Annotated in this window: 21 protein-coding genes; 8 read left to right on the forward strand and 13 right to left on the reverse strand. The window is 59.9% G+C overall.

Annotated features, from left to right (window positions below; genetic code table 11):
* Positions 1-255 precede the first annotated feature (255 nt).
* From KVT38_RS13650 to KVT38_RS13680, 7 genes are all read right to left on the reverse strand, one after another.
* Positions 256-648, reverse strand: a complete 393-nt coding sequence (locus KVT38_RS13650; protein WP_217594280.1) for a carboxymuconolactone decarboxylase family protein — start codon at positions 646-648, stop codon at positions 256-258.
* A 23-nt stretch (positions 649-671) separates the two neighbouring features.
* Positions 672-2,327, reverse strand: coding sequence for a thiamine pyrophosphate-binding protein (locus KVT38_RS13655; RefSeq protein WP_217594281.1), 1,656 nt, complete (start codon positions 2,325-2,327; stop codon positions 672-674).
* Between the two features lie 4 nt (positions 2,328-2,331).
* Positions 2,332-4,473 (reverse strand): EAL domain-containing protein, encoded by a 2,142-nt coding sequence (locus tag KVT38_RS13660; RefSeq protein ID WP_254639209.1) that lies wholly within the window; start codon positions 4,471-4,473, stop codon positions 2,332-2,334.
* A gap of 306 nt (positions 4,474-4,779) precedes the next feature.
* Positions 4,780-5,766 carry a FecCD family ABC transporter permease gene (locus KVT38_RS13665; protein WP_217594283.1) on the reverse strand — a complete coding sequence of 329 codons (987 nt, stop codon included), beginning with the start codon at positions 5,764-5,766 and terminating at the stop codon, positions 4,780-4,782.
* On the reverse strand, positions 5,763-6,797 hold the full coding sequence (locus KVT38_RS13670; RefSeq protein WP_217594284.1) for an iron ABC transporter permease: 1,035 nt from the start codon (positions 6,795-6,797) through the stop codon (positions 5,763-5,765). Before KVT38_RS13670 ends, KVT38_RS13665 begins: the two co-directional genes overlap by 4 nt.
* 3 nt (positions 6,798-6,800) lie before the next feature.
* Positions 6,801-7,814: an ABC transporter substrate-binding protein gene (locus KVT38_RS13675; protein WP_217594285.1), complete on the reverse strand. Its 1,014-nt coding sequence runs from the start codon at positions 7,812-7,814 to the stop codon at positions 6,801-6,803.
* 92 nt (positions 7,815-7,906) lie between these two features.
* Positions 7,907-8,713 carry a helix-turn-helix domain-containing protein gene (locus tag KVT38_RS13680; RefSeq protein ID WP_217594286.1) on the reverse strand — a complete coding sequence of 269 codons (807 nt, stop codon included), beginning with the start codon at positions 8,711-8,713 and terminating at the stop codon, positions 7,907-7,909.
* 130 nt (positions 8,714-8,843) lie between these two features.
* Between KVT38_RS13680 and KVT38_RS13685 the strand changes: the two genes are divergently transcribed.
* Complete coding sequence (locus KVT38_RS13685; RefSeq protein WP_217594287.1) at positions 8,844-9,740, forward strand: diacylglycerol/lipid kinase family protein; 897 nt, start codon at positions 8,844-8,846, stop codon at positions 9,738-9,740.
* Between the two features lie 62 nt (positions 9,741-9,802).
* Here KVT38_RS13685 and KVT38_RS13690 read toward each other — a convergent pair whose 3' ends face one another.
* The gene (locus KVT38_RS13690) at positions 9,803-10,741 is read right to left on the reverse strand and encodes an NADP-dependent oxidoreductase (RefSeq protein ID WP_217594288.1); all 939 of its coding nucleotides are present in this window, start codon (positions 10,739-10,741) and stop codon (positions 9,803-9,805) included.
* A gap of 29 nt (positions 10,742-10,770) precedes the next feature.
* Positions 10,771-11,241 (reverse strand): MarR family winged helix-turn-helix transcriptional regulator, encoded by a 471-nt coding sequence (locus KVT38_RS13695; RefSeq protein ID WP_217594289.1) that lies wholly within the window; start codon positions 11,239-11,241, stop codon positions 10,771-10,773.
* Between the two features lie 247 nt (positions 11,242-11,488).
* On the opposite strand from KVT38_RS13695, the gene KVT38_RS13700 reads away from it, so the two are divergent.
* Complete coding sequence (locus KVT38_RS13700) at positions 11,489-11,932, forward strand: GNAT family N-acetyltransferase (RefSeq protein ID WP_217594290.1); 444 nt, start codon at positions 11,489-11,491, stop codon at positions 11,930-11,932.
* Between the two features lie 28 nt (positions 11,933-11,960).
* On the opposite strand, the gene KVT38_RS13705 is transcribed toward KVT38_RS13700, so the two are convergent.
* Complete coding sequence (locus KVT38_RS13705; protein ID WP_217594291.1) at positions 11,961-12,407, reverse strand: MarR family winged helix-turn-helix transcriptional regulator; 447 nt, start codon at positions 12,405-12,407, stop codon at positions 11,961-11,963.
* A 104-nt stretch (positions 12,408-12,511) separates the two neighbouring features.
* Here KVT38_RS13705 and KVT38_RS13710 point away from each other — a divergent pair, with 104 nt between their 5' ends.
* A complete protein-coding gene (locus tag KVT38_RS13710; RefSeq protein WP_217594292.1) occupies positions 12,512-13,435 on the forward strand; it encodes an alpha/beta hydrolase family protein in 924 nt (307 codons plus the stop codon).
* 179 nt (positions 13,436-13,614) lie between these two features.
* Here the strand turns inward: KVT38_RS13710 and KVT38_RS13715 are convergent, their stop codons facing one another.
* On the reverse strand, positions 13,615-13,980 hold the full coding sequence (locus KVT38_RS13715; RefSeq protein ID WP_217594293.1) for a winged helix-turn-helix transcriptional regulator: 366 nt from the start codon (positions 13,978-13,980) through the stop codon (positions 13,615-13,617).
* A gap of 148 nt (positions 13,981-14,128) precedes the next feature.
* On the opposite strand from KVT38_RS13715, the gene KVT38_RS13720 reads away from it, so the two are divergent.
* Entirely contained in the window at positions 14,129-14,857 is a 729-nt protein-coding gene (locus KVT38_RS13720) for an NAD(P)-dependent oxidoreductase (RefSeq protein WP_217594294.1), read from the forward strand.
* Between the two features lie 20 nt (positions 14,858-14,877).
* Entirely contained in the window at positions 14,878-15,324 is a 447-nt protein-coding gene (locus KVT38_RS13725; protein ID WP_217594295.1) for a DUF2269 family protein, read from the forward strand.
* Positions 15,325-15,370: 46 nt separating this feature from the next.
* Here the strand turns inward: KVT38_RS13725 and KVT38_RS13730 are convergent, their stop codons facing one another.
* Positions 15,371-16,333: an NAD(P)-dependent alcohol dehydrogenase gene (locus tag KVT38_RS13730; RefSeq protein ID WP_217594296.1), complete on the reverse strand. Its 963-nt coding sequence runs from the start codon at positions 16,331-16,333 to the stop codon at positions 15,371-15,373.
* A gap of 111 nt (positions 16,334-16,444) precedes the next feature.
* On the opposite strand from KVT38_RS13730, the gene KVT38_RS13735 reads away from it, so the two are divergent.
* The 3 genes from KVT38_RS13735 to KVT38_RS13745 all read left to right on the forward strand — a co-directional run bounded on the left by KVT38_RS13735 (position 16,445) and on the right by KVT38_RS13745 (position 20,174).
* A complete protein-coding gene (locus KVT38_RS13735) occupies positions 16,445-17,017 on the forward strand; it encodes a Crp/Fnr family transcriptional regulator (RefSeq protein ID WP_217594297.1) in 573 nt (190 codons plus the stop codon).
* A 173-nt stretch (positions 17,018-17,190) separates the two neighbouring features.
* Positions 17,191-19,497, forward strand: a complete 2,307-nt coding sequence (locus tag KVT38_RS13740) for a heavy metal translocating P-type ATPase (protein ID WP_217594298.1) — start codon at positions 17,191-17,193, stop codon at positions 19,495-19,497.
* Complete coding sequence (locus KVT38_RS13745) at positions 19,494-20,174, forward strand: sulfite exporter TauE/SafE family protein (RefSeq protein ID WP_217594299.1); 681 nt, start codon at positions 19,494-19,496, stop codon at positions 20,172-20,174. The genes KVT38_RS13740 and KVT38_RS13745 overlap by 4 nt, the downstream gene beginning before the upstream one ends.
* A 7-nt stretch (positions 20,175-20,181) precedes the next feature.
* On the opposite strand, the gene KVT38_RS13750 is transcribed toward KVT38_RS13745, so the two are convergent.
* A complete protein-coding gene (locus tag KVT38_RS13750) occupies positions 20,182-20,622 on the reverse strand; it encodes a FixH family protein (RefSeq protein WP_217594300.1) in 441 nt (146 codons plus the stop codon).
* Positions 20,623-21,271 lie beyond the last annotated feature (649 nt).

The following is a 21,271-nucleotide window of genomic DNA, read 5'->3' on the forward strand; positions in this document are numbered from 1 at the left end:
TCTCACGAAGGCGGCTTTTCGAGTTGACCGTTGTTTATCGTCGCGGCCGGACGGACCGAGGAGCCCTTATGCTTGATGCTATCGCGCTTCGCGGCCCACTTGCGGACCCGGATGCCGCTATTGCGGGATGGCCGGTCCTTTTTAGCCCTTGTTCCGGGTCCATAACGTCCCTCCGGTCCGCAACGATCGCTGTTGAACCGGTTTTAACGGAAATAACGACCCCTGAGTCCGCTCCCATTGCCCCATTCAGCGGCGTTATCCTTCTTCGTATGCGATTCCTTGCTCCTCGAACACCTTCATGACGACGAACATCGCATCCAGCGTCTTGGGGAAGCCGGCGTAGGATACGCAGTGCATGACGGCTTCTACGATCTCGTTAGGCGTAAGGCCGACGTTCAAAGCTCCCTGAATATGAAAATCCAGTTGTGCCGACGCGCCTGAAGCGAGCATCGCCGCGATGGTGAGCAGGCTCCGCTGCTTCAGATCCAGGCCCGGGCGGGCATACAGCGAGCCGTAAGGGAACTCGACGATCAGCCTGGCCATGTCGGGGCTGAACTGTTCCATTCGTTTGACCGTCGCGTTCAGCGTCTCTTCGCTGACCATCTTTTTTAACACTTCGATGCCTTGATCGTAGCGATTCGTATCCATAGCGAGGCGTCCCTCCGTTAGGTTTAGTCTAAGCTAAGCAGCCGGGTCAAAATGGGCGGGATCTCCTGCGGGTCCACCATGACCTCGACGACCGAAGCGGTGTCGGATTGCAAGGCGGACCGCACCGCGCGCTCAACTTCGGCGCCCGTCTCGCAGCGGTAGGCCGTCGCGCCCATCGATCGGGCGAACAGGCTGACGTCCAACGGCCGCTCGTAGACGGCGCCGACCGAGCGTCCCGTGTTATAGGACATGCCCTTATCCACCATGTCCAGGCGTCCGTTGTTCAGGACGAAAAAAATGACGGGAATGCCATGGTTGACTGCCGTCGAAATCTCCGTGCCGTGCATCATGATGCAGCCGTCGCCGGTAACGCAGACGACAGGGCGGTCCGGCATGGCGATCTTGGCCCCGATCGAGTAGCCGATCGCCGCGCCCATGGCGATGAACACTTCGTCGAAGAAGAACGTTCCGGGCTCGATAATTTCAAAATTTTGCACGGCATGGAACGAGTGGCTCCCCGCATCCCCGAACAGAACCGCGTCTTTGGGAAGCGCCGCCCGCAGACTCCTGAACGCCGTTCCCGCCGATAACGCGGCTTCCGTCTGCGTCGTCGCCGCTACCGCCGCTTCGGCACGGGCGGTCAGCGCCTCATGCGTCTCATGCGCCCTGGCTGACGCTCCGCTCTGCCGGATGAGCTGGGTCAGGTTGGATTGAATGTCGCCAAGGATCAGTTGGGTCGGCGCCTGTATCGTTTTGCCCGCGAACGTCAGGTCGTACTCGAACTGCAGCACCTTCTCCGGCTCCATATCGGCGGTAAATCCGGATAAGGACATATCGCACAATTTGCTGCCGACGACGATCATCAGGTCGATGCCGGATTTCAAATATTCCGTTGCAAGTTTGGAGCCGCCAAGGCCATACCCGCCCAAGTATAAGGGATGATTGGTGGGAAAGGCTCCTTTCCCGCCCGGTGTGGTCATAACGGGAATTCCCCAATGCTCGGCGATGGTCCGCAGCTGCGGATACGTCTCGGCCATGACGGCGCCCTTGCCCAGGAAGAGGACCGGCTTCTTGGCCTCGTCCAGCATCGCTACCGCTTTGTCAATATCGCGGGATACGACCGGCGAGATGTGGTCCGGCAGCGGCAGATAGAAGGACTCCACCTCCTCCATCAGCACGTCGAACGGGATGCACAGATGAACGGGACCCTTTTCGCCCGTATAGGCTTTTTCCAGCGCATGCTTCAGGTACAGGTACAGGAGGTCCCCCCGCTCGATGCGGGCGCTGAACAAGGTGACGGGCTCGAACATTTTAACCAGATCCGCCCCGAACTGGCTTGAATCCTGGCTCAAGGCGCGCCCGGTCTCCTGCATCGACGGCTGTCCGGTGATGAACAGCACGGGCAACTGGAACTCCTTGGCCTGTCCGGCGGCGGTGATCATATTCGTGCCGCCCGGTCCGGAGGTGCCGATCGCAATTCCGAGCGTCTTTTTCGCCAAAGCGTAGCCCGCCGCCTCGAACCCGCTGCCGGCCTCGTGTCGCCCCAGCACGTATTGAAGGCCGAAGCTTTCGAGCTCCAGCATCAGCGGAGAGATGGATTTGCCGGGAATGCCGAAAACGTGAGAAATTCCCCAATTTTTAAAATGCTCGACCAATAGGGTGTACACTCTCTTTTTCATCGTATCACCTTTGCGAATTGGTTTTCACTGCCCCTCTTTTTCTCAACAATCGCTCGAATTGCGCCGCCGGCAAAGGCTGGTGATAGTAGAAGCCCTGCACCTCATGGCAGCTGTGGCTGTGCAGGAAATCCAGCTGATCCTTGTCCTCCACGCCCTCTGCGATGACGCCTATGCCGAGCTTGTGGGACATCGCGATGATCGTCGCTACGATGTCCGCGTCGGTCGAATCCGTCATGATGTCCCTGACGAAGGAGCGGACGATCTTCAGCCGGTCGATCGAAAACAATTTTAAATAGTACAGATTGCTGTAGCCTGTCCCGAAGTCGTCGATGCAAAGCTGCAGGCCGAGCTGCTTCAGCTTTCCGAGCACCTCGATCGCGCCGTCCACGTTCATCGTCATCGACTCCGTGATTTCCAGCTCCAGGTATTGGGGCTCGATGCGGGTCTCGACCAGGATCTCTTTAATCCGCTCTACCAGGTCATGCTTTTGAAATTGGCGGGAAGAAAGGTTGACCGATACGCTCATCGGAGCGAAGCCCTTTTCCCTCCATATTTGATGCTGAAGGCAGGCGGTCCTCAGCACCCACTCCCCAAGCGGGACGATGAGTCCCGTCTCTTGGGCGATCGGGATGAACCTGGCGGGCGGGAGCAGGCCGAGCGTCGGATGATTCCAGCGGACGAGCGCCTCGGTACCGATGACTTCGCCTGTCAGCGCGTCGATTTGAGGCTCGTAATACAGCTCGAACTCGCCCGCTTGCAGCGCTTTGCGGATCGAATTTTCCAAGGTCAGCCGTTCGATGCCTCCGCTGTCCGGGTTCGGCTTGAAGACGTTGTAGTTGTTCTTGCCGTCGTCCTTCATCCGATAAAGAGCGATGTCGGCGTTTTTCATCAGCATCTCGACGTTCGTCCCGTCCTGCGGATAGAAGGCGATGCCGATGCTGGCCGTGATGTAAAACTCATAGCCGTCCACCGCGAACGGTTTTTCGAATACGCTAATGATCCGTTCGGCCACGTCGATGGCTTCCGCCTGGCTCGCAATATTGTGCAGGAGGACCGTGAACTCGTCTCCTCCCATGCGAGACACCAGTTGATCGGCAGCGCGGCAGCAGCTCTTCAGGCGTTCGGCAACCAGCTTCAACAGCACGTCGCCGTTGTTGTGGCCCAGCGTGTCGTTAATTTTCTTGAAGCTGTCGAGATCGAGAAACATGACGGCGAAGATGCTGTCGCCGTTCACGCCGTGTCTCAGCAATTCATCGAAATGAGCGGTGAAAAATCTGCGATTCGGCAGGCCGGTCAGATCGTCATGATAGGCCAGGTAGTTGATTTGCTTTTGCGTGCGGTAGCGCTCCGTAATGTCCCGGAACTGCGCGAATGCGCCCATGATTTGCAGATTCCCGTCGCGAATCGGGAACGCGTCGAACAAATAAACAAGCTCGTCCTGTCCGGACCGGGGACGCAGGATGAACTCCATGTCTTCGTATTCTTTTCCCGTCCTGAGCACCTGTTGGATGAAATCGTTCGCTTTGGCGTCCGGAATCGGCTGGTACAGGACGTCCTGCTTCTTGGCGCCGGTCAAAATTTCCGCAAACTTGTTGAACTCGGTGACGTTCCCGTCCCGATCCGTAATAATAATGCCGTTTCGCGTCGTCTCGATGACCACCTGGTTCAGAATGTGCAAGCGTCTGTTCTGCTTTTTCAGCAGCAGCTCTCGCTCGATCGAGTCAACGACCGTGCACAGCATCGCCAATAGAAAAGGATTGTGCTGATCGATCGTCGTCATGATCGTAATGGTGCCCAGCAGGTTGGAGAGATCCGCATATTGGAAGGGCACGGAATAGCACGCGGAGGACCCTAGAAATTCATAATAATGCTCGCCGCCCACCAGCTGTATGGGTTCGCGGTGATCCAGCACCAGATTAATGCTGTTGGTTCCCGCTTCGCGTTCGCTGAAGATCAGGCCGACCCGAATGCCCGATTGCTGAACGACGTTTTTGATCGTTTCGTCCCCGGCCATCTCTAGAATGCAGCCGTTCTCGTCGGAGATAAGGATCAACAGCGGAAGCCCTTTCATAAGCTCCAGCATGCGGTGGACGAAGAAGTCGATGACGGACAGGATCTCTTCGTATTCCGCCCGTTTGAGATTCAACTCGGCTTCCGATAGAAATCGAGTAAAGCAGGGAACCCCACACGGGTCGATGCCCAGCGCTACGCATCTCTGTTTAGATTCCGAGATCAAGGATACTTTCGTCAAAGCGATCCCCCTACTCCGCCAAGGAAAATGCAAAAATGTACTCGAATGTACCTCACATGTACTTTGATGTACTTATATGAAGAGAAATCCCGATGCTTTTCGATTCTAATTTTTATTATGACGACGCGTAAAGTTTTTTGTCAATTTATTTCTGTTAGATTCTGGAATGAATCGGCAGGAGCGCATCCCGTGCCTTGGACCTCATGTCGTCCCTTTGAACCGGCGTTCTCTTCGAAGGAGGAAGATGAAGTAAGGGGCTCCGATCGTCGCGGTGACGATGCCGACAGGAATCTCCCGGGGGATGATCAGGGTACGGCCCAAGAGATCGCCCAGCAGCATCAGGTCGGCTCCGATCGCCGCGGCCATGGGCAGACGCCATCGGTTGCGGCTGCCGACCAGCGCGCCGGCCATATGCGGGGCCAGCAGGCCGATGAATCCGATCGCGCCGACGGCGGATACGGACACGCCGGCCATCGTCACGGATAGCAGGATCAGCAGGCGCCGTTCTCGTCGCGCCGAGAGGCCGAGCGATTGGCTTGCGTCGTCGCCGAGCTGCAAAATGTCCAGCTTCTTCGCGTTCGTCAACGCGATAACGGACAAGATCGCGACCGGGAGGACGAGCGGAGGGACTTGATCCCAGCCCCGCGCCCACAAGCTCCCGGTCATCCACAACAGCGCCATGTTTACGTTCGTCGGATTCGTCGACATGAAGTATTGCACGCCCGCTTGGAAGACGGCGCCGATCGCGATGCCGGACAGCGCAAGCGATGCGGGGGACAAGGTCAGCTTGCGGCCGATCAGGTATAGAATCAGGAAAGCCAGCATTGCGCCTGCAAAGGCGAACAGCGGCAGCATTCCCGCCGTTGCTCCGGGCAGCAAGTAAATCGCCGCCGCGGCAGCGAAGCTGGCGCCCTGCGTAATGCCGACGACATCCGGACTGGACAACGGGTTGCGGAGCAGGGACTGCAGAACGGCGCCCGCCACCGCCAGTCCGCAGCCGGCCCAGATCGCGACGAGCATGCGAGGCAGACGAACCTGATGTACGATAAAATAAGCCGGGCTGGTCCGGTCGGCGAGTCCGGCGATAACCCGGGAAGGCGTCACGGACACGGCGCCCGAAGCTAAGGAGAGCCAACAAAGCGCGACCATAAGCGCCAGGGTCGCCAGCAGCAGAATGCTCCTTCTCATCGTGTCATTCCTCCTTGTCTGCGGGCGAGGTACAAAAAGGCGGGCGCCCCGACAAGCGCCGTCACGATGCCTACCGGCGATTCGAACGGAAAGGCGATCCAGCGGCCGAGCACGTCGGCGGCCAACAGAAGCAGGCTGCCGAGCAGCGCCGTGAAAGGGACGAGTGCGTTCAAAGAAGCGCCGCGGCCCATCAAGGCTCTGGCGATATGGGGGACGATCAGGCAGACGAAGCCGATCGGCCCGCAGACGGCGACGGCCGAACCGGCAAACAGCACTACGAGGAGCATGGAGAGGGCCCGGAGAGCATGGAGCTTCGATCCCAGTCCGACGGCGACTTCATCGTCCAGCTCCAGGAGGCGCAGGGAAGGGGCAAGACAGCATACCAGGACGAATCCCGCGCCGAGTACGGGAGCAAGCAGCCGTACATCCTGCCAGTCGGCATGATTCACGGAGCCGACCAGCCAGGAGATCATGCTCTCGGTCGAGTAGGAAGCCAGAATCATCGCGCCTTCCGTCAGCGAGGCAAACAGGAAGTGAATCGATATGCCCGCGAGCGCGAGCGTGACATACTGCCTGGGGCCGCTGCCGGCCAGCAGCCAGATGAAGAGCGCGCCAAAGAGCGCTCCCGCGAAGGCCAGGCCGATGGAAGCGAGCAAGCTGGCTGCCGGAAGGAACACCAGTCCCGATACGACGGCGAGCGAAGCGCCGGCGTTGATGCCGAACACGTGCGGGGAAGCGAGCGGGTTTTTCGTGGCAAGCTGGGTGAGCAAGCCCGCAAGCGCCAGCAGGGCGCCGACGATCGCGGACAAGACCGCGCGGGGCAGACGCAGCGTCCGAACGTACAGCGCTTCCTTGGAATCGCCCTCCGGCTGGAACGCCGCCTCGAAGAGCGTCCGCCATCCGATTGCCGCAGGGCCGAACTTAAGGCTCGCCAGGAAGCAAAGGACGAGCAGCAAGACGCCGCCGATAAACAGAAGCAGCAGAACCGAAGTTCGGTTCTGCTTCCTGTCGGGCTTCATCATCCGGTCCATCCGTTAATGACCAAGGTTAGCCGCGATGTCCGCCATGATCTGCTCCGAACCGAGCAAGCCGCGAGACAACGACCAGTTGCGGCGTTCCACCGTGAAGACGCGGTTTTGGGCTACGGCGTCGAGCTTGCCCCAGAGCGGATTTTTCTCCCATTCGCTCACGATCGTGACATCGGCCGTCGGCATAAGGAACAACGATTGAGGATTCAGCTCCGACAGCTGCTCCAGCGTCAGCTCCGGATAGGATGTCTCGTTCGCCAGGGGATCCGCGAAGCCGAGCAGCTTGACGATGGAGCCGGTATAAGAGTGGTCCGAGTGTCCGAAAAAGCCCTTTGGATTCACGACTGCCGGAAGCACGGTCAACCCGGAAGCCGCCAGCTTCTCCTTCGTCTCCTTCACGAGCGCTTGATGCCGATCCATCCGTTCGGCGGCTTCGGGCTCTTTGGCGACCGCTTTGGCGATGATATCGAAGTTTTTGAGCATCTGATCGTAATCCGCCTGGAAGTCGTCCAGGACAAGCACGGGAGCGATCTGCTCCAGTTGGGGCAAGGCTGCGCTATGCTTGTTGATGTCCGCGATGATCAGGTCCGGCTGGACCGAGCTGATCAATTCGATATTCGGTTCGTACCGGGAGCCGACGGACAGATAGTCCCCGAGCTTCTCCTTGACGGCATCCATGAAGAGGTCCGCGCTGCCGTCGTCGGCAATGCCGACGGGCTGCACGCCCAGAGAGACCAGCATGTCCGTGAAGCTGAAGTCCATCGCGACGATTCGCGTCGGCACCTTGTCCAGCTTGAGCTCTCCGCGCGCGTCCTGAATGACGACGGGGCCGGATGCGTGACTCTCGCTGGCCGAAGAGCCGACGGACGGGCTGGCGGACGGGGCGGCAGACGGACTCGCGGACGCGTTCGCTTGGTTGGGCGCGGCGTTTGTCTTGTTATTTTGACCGCAAGCGGCAAGCGTCAGAATTGCCATGAGGATGAGGCCTAGAGCGGTAAAGTGTTTCATACGATGCAGCATGATTTCCTCCTGATAATGAGAATTATTATCAACGATAATAACATCTCACTTTCAGCATTTACATGTCTATATGCAGGATAAAGCATGTCTGTTTACTCGATTTCTGTCAGCTGGTGAATATATTCCGAAGGGCTCATGCCAGTAAGCTCTTTATACGTTCGGCTGAAGTGGAAGTAATCGGCGAACCCTACGCTTTGCGCCGCTTTATTGGCGGAGCGCTCCCCTTGGTCGAACAGCTGCTTCGCTTTTGCGACGCGAAGACGCTTCAAATAACGGCTCGGCGTCATGCCGGTCCGCGCCTTGAACAGCACGCCGAAGTGTCCTGCGCTTAATCCGGCTCGCTCCGCCAGCATCGGAAGCGTCAGCTTAAGCATGTAGTGCTCCTCCAGGTAATGGACGGACTTCTCGATCTGCGCGTCCGAATGGCGGCGTTCCTCGTTCAACCGACCCTCGTACATGAAAAAGCTCAGAATCCGCTCCAGCATCATCCGATTGCGGAACCGCTGGGCTTCGGCCGCTTCGCCGTCCAAGCTCCGCAGATCCTCCTGGGCCTGCAGCAGGCCGTCGACCATATACCGGACCTTGTTCTCGCTAAGCAAGCGCTGGGGGCCGTTCCAATCCCAGGGCGCGCCTTCAGGTACGATCCGGTAGGCGAGCACGGCGTACTCCGCTTCCCGGCCGGCGGGAGGCTGGAGCTTCACAGGTCCGGCGGCCGAATGGCAGGCGTAACCTTGCGATACGGGCCTCGTCTCGCCCATCTCCGTAATGGCGATCAAGTATCCCTGCCGAACGATAACGAGCTTCTCCAAGCCGGGTTCCGGCACGATCAGGCGGGACTCCCGGACAATCTCGATGTTCCGGAATTGCGGGATGACGGCGTTCATCTGCTGAAAACTCATAGGTAGTTTCCCTTTCTAAGAACGAGGCTTCTGTATTTAAGAATAATCCAGTTGCTCGATCAGCTCCATAGCGTTTTGCGGGTATATACAGAAGTACGGCCATGCGCTTTGGAAAAGGGGAGAACGAGCTATGAAGCAGGCGACCATCATCATGAATCCATCGTCGGGGAAAGAGGAGGCGCCGGCCTTCGTGGAGAGCGCCGCCGGACTGCTGCGCGCGCAGGGCTACGAGGTGCTGGTGAAGGAGACCGCCGCGGAGCTGGACGCGACCCGCTTCTGCACGGAGGCGTGCGAGGCGCGCAGCGAGCTGGTCGTGTCGATCGGCGGGGATGGCACGCTGCACGAGACGATCAACGGGTTCGAAAATCAGGCGCACCGGCCGCGGCTCGGCATCGTTCCGCTCGGCACGGTGAACGACTTCGCGCGGGCGCTGCATATTCCGCTCGATCCGGAGGCGGCGGTATCCGCGCTTGCGTCTTCCCGGACGCGGCGGGTCGACGTCGGCCGGTTGAACGGGCGGCTGTTCGCCAATGTCGTCGCCGCCGGCCCGCTTGCCGAGACGCTGTCCGCGGTCACGTCGGCGGATAAGTCCCGCTTCGGCGCGTTTGCCTACTTCAAGGAAGGCGCGAAGGATTTGCTCGGCCGCTCCGGGCATCCGCTCGTCATTCGTTACGACGATGCGGTCTGGGAGGGCGCGTCGCCGCTTTTTATCGCCGCGCTGACGAACTCGGTCGGCGGCTTCGAGCGGCTGGCGCCGGAAGCGGCCGTCGACGACGGCCTCATCCACGGCTTCATCGTCAAGGATCTGAGCTTTTTCCGGACGCTCACGGCGGGCCTGTCGCTGCTGCGCGGTCATTTGCAGGATCACAAGGATGTCGTCTACTTCACGGCCAAGCGTGTGTCGGTGAGCTCCCCGAGCCTCGTCGGCACGAACGTGGACGGCGAGACAGGGCCGCCGCTGCCGCTTGAGCTCGATATTTTGCCGCGTCATATCGATGTGATCGTGCCCGAGCCGTCGGCCGAATAGCTGAACAAGCTGGAAATCAAAAACAACACGCAGCAAGAGATGCATGCGTGTTGTTCGCGTCATTAGACGGCGCCTGCCTGGAGCAAAATTCTTCCCCGTCCGCGTCTGGCTTCGCTTTTCTCCAGCGCTTGGGCCGCCTGTTCTAACGGGAATACCGAATCGACCTGCGCTTTGATCGTGCCTTCGGCCATGAGTTCCGTCAACCGCTGCAGGTCCTCGCGGGATGGGAGCTTTGTATTGAATTTGGCCGTAACGCCATGCTTCAGGGCGTTCTCCTGCGAAGGATCCTGCGTCAGGGAGACGAAGATTCCGCCTTTTTTCAGTACGGGCCACGACCTGGTCTCCGTCTCGCCTCCTACCGTATCGACGACCAGGTCCGCGTCCTTGACGATATCCTCGAAGTTAATCGTCTTATAGTCGATGACTTGATCCGCGCCAAGCGACTTTACGAAGTCAACGTTAGCGGCCGAAGCCGTGGCGATGACGGTCGCTCCCTTCCACTTGGCCAGCTGAGCGGCAAACTGTCCGACGCCGCCGGCCGCCGCATGAATCAGAACCGTTTGTCCGGCCGCGAGTTCTCCTTCGGTGAACAGCGCCTTCCAGGCGGCTTCCGCTCCCGCTTTGATCGTCGCCGCCTCCTCGAAGCTAAGATTGTCGGGCAGTCTCATGAGCTCCTGGGCTTTGGCCACGCCGTATTCGGCGTAAGCGCCTCTGATCATGCCGAACACGCGGTCGCCGGGATTAAACGTCGTTACGCCGGGCCCGACCGCCTCGATCACGCCCGAAGCGTAGAACCCGGGGATATAGGGCATCGTGACGGGAAAAACAGTTTGCAGCCAGCCGTTGCGAATCTTGAAGTCGAGCGGAATGACCGCGGCGTACACGATGCGGACGAGCGCTTCGTCCGCTTGCGCCTCCGGGCGCTCGACCGTTTCCGCCTTCAAAACCGCCGGACCGCCGTATTCGTGAACCCGGACCGCTTGCATGATTGCGTTAGACATATGAATCTCTCCTCTTGATTTTTTGGGGTTTAATCCTCTAGCGCAGCCGTGATTTTTTTGGCCAACGCGACGAACTGCGCTTGTTCCTCGTCGCTTAAATTTTCGATCGTCTTCTCGTCGATCTTGCTCCACGCTTGATTGACTTTCGATTCATAGTCCCGGCCCGCCTGGGTGAGCGATACGATCGTGACGCGTTTATCCTCGTCGGAGCGGCTACAGGAGACAAGTCCGGCGTCTTCCAGTCGGCGAACCGACTTGGCGATGGTCGAGTGGTCGAGACGCAGCGATCTGGACAGGCTGTTCTGGGACTGGCCGTCTCGGTGCCACAGCTGCATGAGCACGAGCTCCTGCCCGGGATACAAGCCGGCTTCCCGAAGCAGCTGTCCCGCCAAGCGATGATGCGAACGCGCAAGGCTGAAGATCGAGAAGCTGACGGGAAAGCGGGTGACCGCGTTGATTTCATTGTCGATGGTGTCGTCATGGTTGTCGCTGTGCTTCAAATTCGGTTCAGCCTCCTTTTATGTGGTCGTCAACATATTTCCTGTACTTAAAATAACATGCAGATATGTTGCCGTCAACATATTTTATGTTGCCGACAACATAAATTTGATCGACTTCGTGAATCGGCACGGTGCGGCGTTATATGGTAAAAAGGAAAGAGGCTATTCGAAGCAGCGAAAAGAATGTGCGAGCGGATCGTCAAGATCCGATGAACGCAGAGAGTTTGAACGGTTAGGGGGAGATCAGATGCGGGCTGAAGTGATTATTCGCCATGCAGCGGTGGATGATATCGATGCGCTGCGCGACATATTTGTACGCGCGTCGCTCGCCAACGAGGGCGCAGGCGATCTCATGGCCGCCCATCCCGAATGGTTCGTATGGGACGACGCGATGCTGCCCTTCGCGCGAGTCGCGGTCGCCGGGGAGCGGGTCGTCGGCTTCGCCTCGGCGCGTCCGGCCGACGGCTTCCTCGAGCTTGAGGACCTGTTCACCGATCCCGATTGGATGCGCCAAGGCGTCGCAAGCGCGCTAGTCGCCGACATGGCGCGTCGCGGCTTGCGCATCGAGGTGTCGGCCAGCCCGGACGCATTAGGCTTTTACGAATCGGCGGGCTTCGTCGCCATTGGCATGGCCGAGACCGAAGGCGGACCGGTGCCGCGGATGTGCCTCGAAGCTCGAAGAGGAAGTTAAGCCCGGACATACGCATCAAAAAACACGGTCATGGCGACCGTGTTTTCGTTCTTTCTGCAAGCTTGGTGATCGACGCAATGTCCAGATCGGTTAACTGATCCAGAAAATGCCGGCGTATGGCCATGGCGACGATCGGGCGGGCATCGCTTAATGCCGATGTACCGACGTCGGTGATGCCGACCAGAACGCCGCGATCCGCGTCCAGCGGCTTCCTCGTCACAAGACCGCGCTTCTCCATCCGCGTCAGATGATGCGACAAGCGGCTCTTGTCCCAATCCATGGAGTCGGCCAGCTCCTGCTGCCGAAGCTTGCCGTCTCCCAGAAGGTCAAGCCGGTCCAATACCCCGTAGTCGCCCTCCGACAGCCCGGTATGCTCGGACATCTCTTTAATGACGCGGCCGAAGATGTTGTTAAAGGTACCTTTCCACTTGTACCATAGTTGAATTTCTTCCTGGCTCAATTCGCGCTTATCCATGGCAACATCATAGCATGGTTGACGCGTCAACCACAATACGTTATAGTAGCTTTAAGTTGACGTATCAACCTAATAACAGTTTGATTAGGAGAGGAACATCCGCGATGGAAATGAACGAAAAGAAGTTTACGCCTGTCATCTCGTTTAAGCCGATCGTCCTGCCGGCCCCGGGCCGCGGCGAGGATCTGCAAGTGCGCGTGTCGGCCCCGGCGCAGGGGAGCCGACTGCCTGTCATTATTTTCTCACATGGCTACGGCTGGTCGCTTGAGGGCTACGGCCCGCTGGTCGACGACTGGACCGCCCGCGGCTTCGCGGTTATTCAACCCACGCATCTCGACTCGCGGACGTTAAATCTTCCTCCCGAAGATCCCCGCATGCCGTTGATCTGGCGATTCCGCGTGGATGACCTGAAGCGCATACTCGACCAGCTTGATTTCATCGAAGCTGCCGTTCCGGGCCTCGAGGGACGCCTCGACCGGAGCCGGATCGCCGCAGCAGGGCACTCGTGGGGAGGCCAATCGGTCAGCATGCTGCTCGGCGCACGCGTGATAGGCGACCAGGGCGAATCGGGAGAGGACATGTCCGACTCGCGGATCAAGGCGGGCGTACTGCTGGCCACCCCCGGCCGCGGCGGCGCCGACTTGAGTCCGTTTGCGGCCGCGCATTTCCCGTTTATGAACCCCGACTTCTCAGGCATGAAGACGCCCACTCTGGTGGTCGCGGGAGACCATGACCAGTCCCGTCTGTCCACGCGGGGACCGGATTGGTTCGCCGATCCCTACTTCCTGAGTCCGGGCAGCAAGAGTTTGCTTACGCTCTTTGGAGCGGAGCACACCCTTGGCGGAATCGCGGGCTACGACGTCGCGGAAACGACGGATGCGCATCCCGAACGGGTCGCGTTGCTCCGGCAAATCACGGGGGCCTACCTTCGCGATGCGCTTCAGCTCGACGACTCCAGTTGGCCGGCAGCGTGCCAAGCGCTGGAGGAGACCGCCAATCCGCTCGGCCGTATCGAGTCGAAGCATTAACCAAGGCCGCGCGGCCGATGCCGCTCTCGAGGGTGCCCCGGAAGTCATCATAGATGACCGAGGGACACCCTCTTTCATTTTGTCAAACAAAAGAAACCTTCCTTGACCAGATGGAGGCATCGCCTAACCATACACCAAGGAAAGGTTTCTTTTTAAATGGCGTTGTCATACAGACGACCCTAAACAGAGGCTATCGTTTGAGCAATCGGTCTCAAGTTCAACCTGTTATGGTTCTCTCCCCAGGCGCACATCGTCTCCAGCACCGGTACCATCGTTTTCCCATAATCGCTTAGCGCGTACTCGACTTTTGGAGGGACCGAAGGATAGATCGTCCGCGTCACCAGCTTGTCGGCCTCGAGCTCCCGCAGATGCTGCGCGAGCATTTTCTGGGTCACTTCGGGAATCAGCTTCTCCAGCTCGCTGAACCGTTTGGCGGAATCCAGCAGATGCCACAGGATCAGGGGCTTCCACTTCCCGCCCAACAAATGAATTACCGTTTCGATGGGGCATTTCCTCTCCGCAGCCGTCTCCGCGTTCGTTTCCATGCCAACCCTCCTCAGCCATGCTTACTTTCAAGTAAGTGCCCTACAAAAAAGTGGGTTCTTACGAAGATTTTATGCTTCATGATAGGCTGGAGTCAATTCGAGGGCCACCGAATGAATCCATCCAGTCATAGAAAGAGGGAATCGCAAAATGAAAATCGTTGTTTTCGGCGCGACGGGAAATACGGGGAAAAGGGTGTTGGCGCAGGGCGTCCGAATGGGACATGAGATGACTGCCTTCGTGCGCGATCCGGAGAAGCTGCATGCACAGCAAGACGGGCGGATCGTCGGGCAAGTCAGGGTGATCGCGCAGGATATTATGAACCCGGAGAGCGTCTTCGCGGCGTTAGCGCACCAGGACGTCGCCATACTGGCCGCCGGCCATGCGGGACAGGGGGACGAATTTGCCCGTATCGTCGACAACATCGTCAGCCAGTGCGAGCGCCAGCCTCTTTTTAAGGGACGCGTATGGATGATGGGAGGCGCCGGACTGCTCGATATTCCGCATACCGGCCTGATCGGCAACGATTTGCCGGGTTTCCCGCCGGCTTTCCAGTACCACAACAGGAACTTGGAGCGCCTGCGGCGGACCGGGCTTGACTGGTCGGTCATGTGTCCGGGGACGATGGTCGAGTCGAGTGCGGAGGCGCCGCTCAATCATTTGCACGTAACGACGGAAGTCTTGCCACTGGCACTTCCCGAGACGATCCGGGAGCTGTCCGAAGCCGAATTGGCGGGGCTCTTGTTCAGCCGGCTTCCGGAACTGGATGTGTCATACGAGGATGCAGCGAATTGCATGCTGAACCATACGGAGCTTGCAGGGCCGTTCAAAGGTAAAAGGGTGGGCCTCGCCTATCGAAGCGAGATGCCCGCGAACTAACCGGGGAAGGAGGAGATCGCATGTACGCATGGCTGCTTGTTTTGCATATTCTCGCTGCGGTCGCGGTGATCGGCTCGGCGTTCCTGGCGCCGATCGTCCGCAGATCGGCCCAAACGGCCGCCCAGCTTCGCTTTGTTTTCAACGCGACGGCTACGGTTGCCTTGTTGTCTAAAATCGGCGCCGCGATGCTCATATTGACCGGTATTTGGCTGATGATCATCGCCGATACGGGATTTGCGCAAATGTGGCTTAACATCTCCATTCTCTTGTCGCTGATCCTCGCCGCCACGATCGGCGGATTCATCGAGCCGCACGTCAAACGTCTCAAGCGGATCGCTTCGGATAGCCAAGGTCATGAATTATCCGCCGAACTCAGGCTGGCGATGCGAAAGCTCGTGCCCTGGGAGACGACCGCGCAACTGCTGGCCTTAGTCGTAACCGTGCTGATGGTCGTTAAGCCGCTATAAGAGGTAGAGCAACCAAGAGGGGCTGTCCGTTGGCAGTTTTTTAGTTTCAAAACACGACAAGCACGTTCCCCTTCTTACGTTCGGTCTCGACATATGCGTGGGCATCCGGCAGACGCTCCAAAGGATATCGGCGATCGATGACGGCGTTCAGCGTTCCATTGCCGGCTAGCTCCATCAGAAACTTCAGATTCGCTTCGTTTTGCAGCAGTCCGGCGGTTGCGAACATCGCCCGTTTGCCCTTCAGCAGCGACGTCCCAATCATCTGTATCAGGACGGACAGCCGGGGCGCGGTCGTCAGGTAGATGCCCTGTGCCGTCAGCGCGCGTTTGCATGCCGAGAAGGAGCGTCTGCCGACGGCATCGAACACGACGTCGTAGGCATTGTCCGTCTTCGTGAAGTCCTCCCGAGTATAATCGATGACGAAGTCGGCCCCTGCATTACGCACCATACGTTCGTTGGCGCCGGAGCATACGCCGGTGACTTCGGCGCCATAGAACCTGGCTAATTGCACGGCGTAAATGCCGACCGCCCCCGAGGCGCCGTTGATCAGCACCTTTTGTCCTTTTCGCAGACGCGCCTTGTCCCTCAGAAACGTCAATGCGGTGGCGCCTCCGTCGCAGACGCCGACGGCTTCTTCAAAAGAGAGGTTGTCGGGTATCGCCGTAACGGGGCTCTCTTCGGACAGACACTTATATTCGGCGTAAGCGCCGAAGTTCTTGACGCTCATTCCCAACACGCGATCGCCCTGCTTAAAGCGCCGCACGTCCTTGCCGACTGCCTCGACCACGCCGGCCAGTTCGGTTCCGCCGATCGCGAATTTAGGTTTGGACAGCCCGTACAGAAGCTTGATCATGAACGGATCGCCTTTGCGAAACGCGCAGTCGGACGGCCCCACCTTAGCGGCATGGACCCGGATCAGAAGCTCCTTGCGACCAGGCGACGGCTTGGGCCTTTCTTGCAGGACGATCACTTGGGGCGGACCATATGACAGCTGAACCATGGATTTCATCGGTTGTATCCTCCTTAAGAAGTTTCGAAGCGACGGACATTTACAAGCGGCACCCCGCGTTAGAAAATGGAACGAGGAACGGACGGACGACAAGGAGATGAGCGAGCGATCATGAAAGACATCCTGTACAAATACCTGTCGAGATGGACTTCGCTTGGCGAGGAAGATCAGCAAGCCATCGTGAACGAGATTCGCGTAGAGAAGCTGGACAAAGGCGCCGTTCTTTTTAAACAAGGCGATGTCCCCGCGGCATGCTACTTCATCCTGGAAGGCTGCGTCAGGCAGTATGCGATCGATGAAGACGGCAGGGAGGTCACGACCAATTTCTATACCGAAGAACAAGCCATCGCGATTTTTAACCATCACAAATCTGACAAGTCCTCCGAATATACCTTCGTATGCGTAGAGGATTCGGTCCTGGTCGTCGGCGATCTCGATCAAGAAAAGGACATGTACGACAAACACCCGCAACTGGAATTCATGACCCGCCGAATGATGGAGGAGAACTTCAGCAAGGTCCAGGCGGAATTCGCCGCTTTTATCGCCTCTTCGCCGGAAGCGCGCGTCAAGACCCTCCTCGCGAACCGACCCTCGCTCTTCGACCGGGTGCCTCAACATCAACTGGCCAGTTATCTCGGCATCACGCCGGAGTCGCTAAGCCGAATCAAGAAGCGAATCGGGTAGTGTCGTTCGTGCTTTCATTGTAATCAGGTGAAGGTATCCGCGCATTGACTTAAGTCAATGGAGATCGTTTAGCGTCCATGGAAAAATTGATTGCGCGTGAATCTACTGGGACCGCGGCGCATAAATTGAATCGACAGGAGTGTTGTCCACGCCATTGTACAGGGGGGCGTCCCGTGAACGAGCTTCAGATTCAAATCGACGGCATGACCTGCAGCGCCTGCTCGGCACGAATCGAGAAGGCGCTGCTGCGCATGGACGGCATGCGGCAGGCGGCCGTAAGCCTGGCGACGTCGACGGCCGGCGTCAGTTGGGAGGGGGACCGCATCGGGAGCGAGCAGATCGTGGACCGGATCCGGGCGCTCGGCTACGGCGCCGCGATACTCGCGCAGGACAAGCCGCCTTCGCATGCGTCCGACGCCGCGTCTTACAAGCGTCGGTTCTGGATCACGACGGCGCTGGCGCTGCCGCTCCTCATTGCGATGGCGGCGCATTTATTCGGCACGCCCGGCATGGCCGCTCCCGGAGGGCTCAATACCGGGCTCCAAACCGATACTCTTAACTCGCTCCTTAACGCGCTTCTGCATCCGTTTACGCAGCTGGCGTTGGGATCGGTCCTGCTGAGCTACGCAGGCTATCCATTTTACAGAGGCGCATATCACGCACTGAAGCAGGGCGTTCCCAACATGGATGTACTGATCGCGCTGAGCACGTCGATCGCCTACTTGTACAGCCAGTATCAGGTGTTCCGGTCGGGCTCGGCGCATATGCTCTATTTCGATTCGATCGCGATGGTCCTTGTCGCCGTCACCCTAGGCAAATGGCTGGAAGCGATCGCGAAGGGCAATGCCTTGCGGAGCCTGGCAGCCCTGTCCGGGCTGCAGCCCGAGACGGCAAGCGTCGTTCGCGACGGACGCGTGGAGACCGTGCTGTCCGGCGAGCTGTGCCAAGGCGATCTCGTGGCGGTAGGTCCGCTCGAATGGGTGCCGGCCGACGGCTTGATCGAGGAAGGGACCGTGGAAGTGGACGAGTCGCTGCTGACCGGGGAGTCGGCCGTCACGGTCCGGCATCCCGGCGAGCGGCTATTCGCGGGAACGCGCCTAGTCGGGGGAAGCGTCAGGCTCCGCATCGAAGGCAGCGGGGCGCTTACGCGCCTGGCGAAAATGATCTCGCTGGTCGAGACGGCGCAGCTCTCCAAGCCGCAGATCGCGCGCAGGGTGGACCGGATCGCGGCCTACTTCGTGCCGGGCATCCTGCTGGTGGCCCTGGCAACCTTTATCGTCCAGATGAGAGCGGGGACGACCGAGGAAGCCGTCGGCATCGCGATGGCCGTGCTGCTGACCGCATGCCCGTGCGCCCTTGGCCTCGCGACGCCGATCTCGGTGCTGATCGCGTCCGGCATGGCGCTGAAGGCGGGCATCGTCATCAAGGACGCAGGCCTGCTGGAAACGCTCAGCCGCGCGGATGCGTTCATATTCGACAAGTCCGGGACGCTGACCTACGGCAGACCCGCCGTGAGCGGGATCGAAGGCGATTGGCCCCCGGAGCAGCTGCTGCGGCTCGCCGCGTCGCTCGAATCGATGTCGGCGCATCCCTTCGCTCAAGCCATCGTGCGGGAGGCGGGCGTTCGGGAGCTGCAGTCGTTTCCCGTCGAGCGCTTCGCCGAGCGCCCCGGGATGGGCGCAGCCGGTATCGTCGAGGGCATGCATGTCGTCGTCGGCAGCGCGTCGTGGCTGCAGGCGCACGGCATTCGCCAGCCCGTCGTTCCGACGACCGCCGGAAATGGGGAGACGGCCGGCGATTCCGTCGTACATATCGGGATTAACGGCCGACGGGCGGGGCTGATTCGTCTCCGCGAGCAGCTTCGGGAGGATGCGGGACGGACGGTGCGCGCGCTCTCGGCGCACGGCGAAGTGTGGATGGCGACCGGCGACCGCGAGCGGACGGCGGCGCGCATCGGGGCCTTGGCGGGCATTCGCCGCATCCGGGCGGGATTGCTGCCGGAGCAGAAGCTGAGCCTGCTGCAGGAAGTGCGGGCCGGAACAAGGCGGAGCGCAAAGAGCCGGGTCGGAAAAAGCCAGTCCGGAAAAAGCGAGTCCGGAAAAAGCCGGTCCGGCAACAGGCGGGTCGTCATGATCGGCGACGGAGCGAACGACAGCGCCGCGCTGGCGGCCGCCGACGTGGGCATCGCGATGGCTTCCGGTCATGCGGCCGCGCTCGAGACGGGCGATATCGTCATCGTCGGCGGACGCCTGTCCCAGGTGGCCGACGTGCATGCGCTGGCTGGACGAACGATGCGGAACATCCGGCAAAACCTGCTGCTCGCGCTCGTATACAATGCAGCGATGATCCCTTTGGCGGCGGCGGGCCTGCTCGATCCGCGCCTCGCCTGCGTCGGGATGGCGTCGAGCTCGCTGCTCGTCGTCGGCAACTCGGTTCGGCTGCGAAGAGCGGCGTTCGGGCGCCGAGCGGGGCGGGCATGAACGGCGGAGATATCGCATTGGCCGTCGTCGCGGGCCTGACGGGGGCGCCGCATTGCATCGTGATGTGCGGCGGCATCGGCGCTTCGATCGCGATGGAGGCGCGGCGCAGCGCCGCCGCCTCGCTGATCGCCTATCACGCGGGCCGAATCGTGACCTACGGCTTGACCGGGGCCGCGATGGGCGCGGCCGGTTCTTTTCTGAAGGCCGCGGGCGAGCTGGTCGGCCTGCGCGGGGCGGCCAGCATCCTGGGCGGACTCCTCATCATCCTGTGGGCATGGCGGCGAATTTCGCTTCCGCTTCACCGCATCAAACTGCCGGGGCGGGTGCGGGCTGGCCGGCTTGCGGCCGCTGCCGCGCCGCGGCTGGAGGCGTTCGCGACGTTTCTGTCCGGCCTCAGCCTGGGATTGCTGCCCTGCGGCCTCACGTACGCGATGCAGATGAAGGCTGCCGCGAGCGGGTCCTGGGCGGAAGGGACGGCGCTGCTGCTCGTCTTCGGACTGACGACGTTTCCGATGCTCTTCGCGTTCGCGATGACCGCGCGGCGGATGAGCCGCGGCTGGAAGCGCCGGCTCGCCGGCGCAGGACGCTATCTCGCTTACTTGATGGGCATCCTGTCGATCTTAAAAGGCTGCAGCGCGAACGGGTGGATCCCTTCGATCCATCCGTGGCTCTGGTAAGATGCGCTCATGAACGGCCGGCCTCGAAGGGATGGCGGACGACGATCTCCTTTTCGCCGACCTCGATCCGGGCTTCCATAACCCAACGTCCCGTCATGACCGGGATGACGGCCGCCTCGTACACGCCCGCCTGGCCGGTCTTCCCGGCTTCGGCCGTGAACATGCCGCAGAACATGCCCGGCATCCAATACTTCAGCTCCAGCTTCTCGGCCTGCACGGGCAAGCCGGACCGATCCGCGATCTCGACGACAAACCGGCTGGGCTCCAGGATGGCGGGAGAGTGGGCGGGAGAGCGCACGGTGATCCGGTATTCGCCGTCCAGCGCGGAAGATTCGGCCGGCAGCGCCGAAGCCCGGGACGAATAGACGTACCACAATGCAAGGCCGACGGCCGCGACGAGCGCCATCGGCCTTAACGTGCGTCTGAGCAGTGGTCTGATGACGTTCACATCCCTTTGTTGAAGATTCAGAAAGGATCATGCTTTTCTAAAATCGACAGGTAACGCTGCACAGCGCCTCTTGGCCCGGAATACGCCACAGTCCCGACAGGTAACACTGTACCGCGCCTCTTGGCCCGGAATACGCCACAGTCCCGACAGGTAACGCTGTACAGCGCCTCTTTGGCCCGGAATACGCCACAGTCCCGACAGGTAACGCTGCACAGCGCCTCTTTGGCCCGGAATACGCCACAGTCCCGACAGGTAACGCTGCACAGCGCCTCTTGGCCCGGAATACGCCACAGTCCCGACAGGTAACGCTGTACAGCGCCTTACGCCCTCCTCTCGCATCGTCACGCGAGACGAGAAAGGGGATAACGCAGGCTTTGCAACGATTAGACGAGCCTAGGCGGAAATGCCGGCCCATCCTTTGCGGGCATTCGTAGGTCATCCCTCGCCCAGGCGGATTTCGAACCGAAGGCAAGCCAAGCCAAGTCGAACGAAGATACCGGACTCAGATGACGCTATTTCGTAAAAAACGGTGCAATTGCGATCATATCGGACTGGAGAGTCGTTATTCACCCAGATCCAGGCTGAAACAGGTCTCCAGTCCCGCAATAGAGGCTCCTGGGTCCGCGAGCGGGCCGCAAATAGCGATAGG

Source organism: Cohnella sp. GbtcB17 (assembly GCF_019091135.1).
Lineage (GTDB): Bacteria > Bacillota > Bacilli > Paenibacillales > Paenibacillaceae > Cohnella.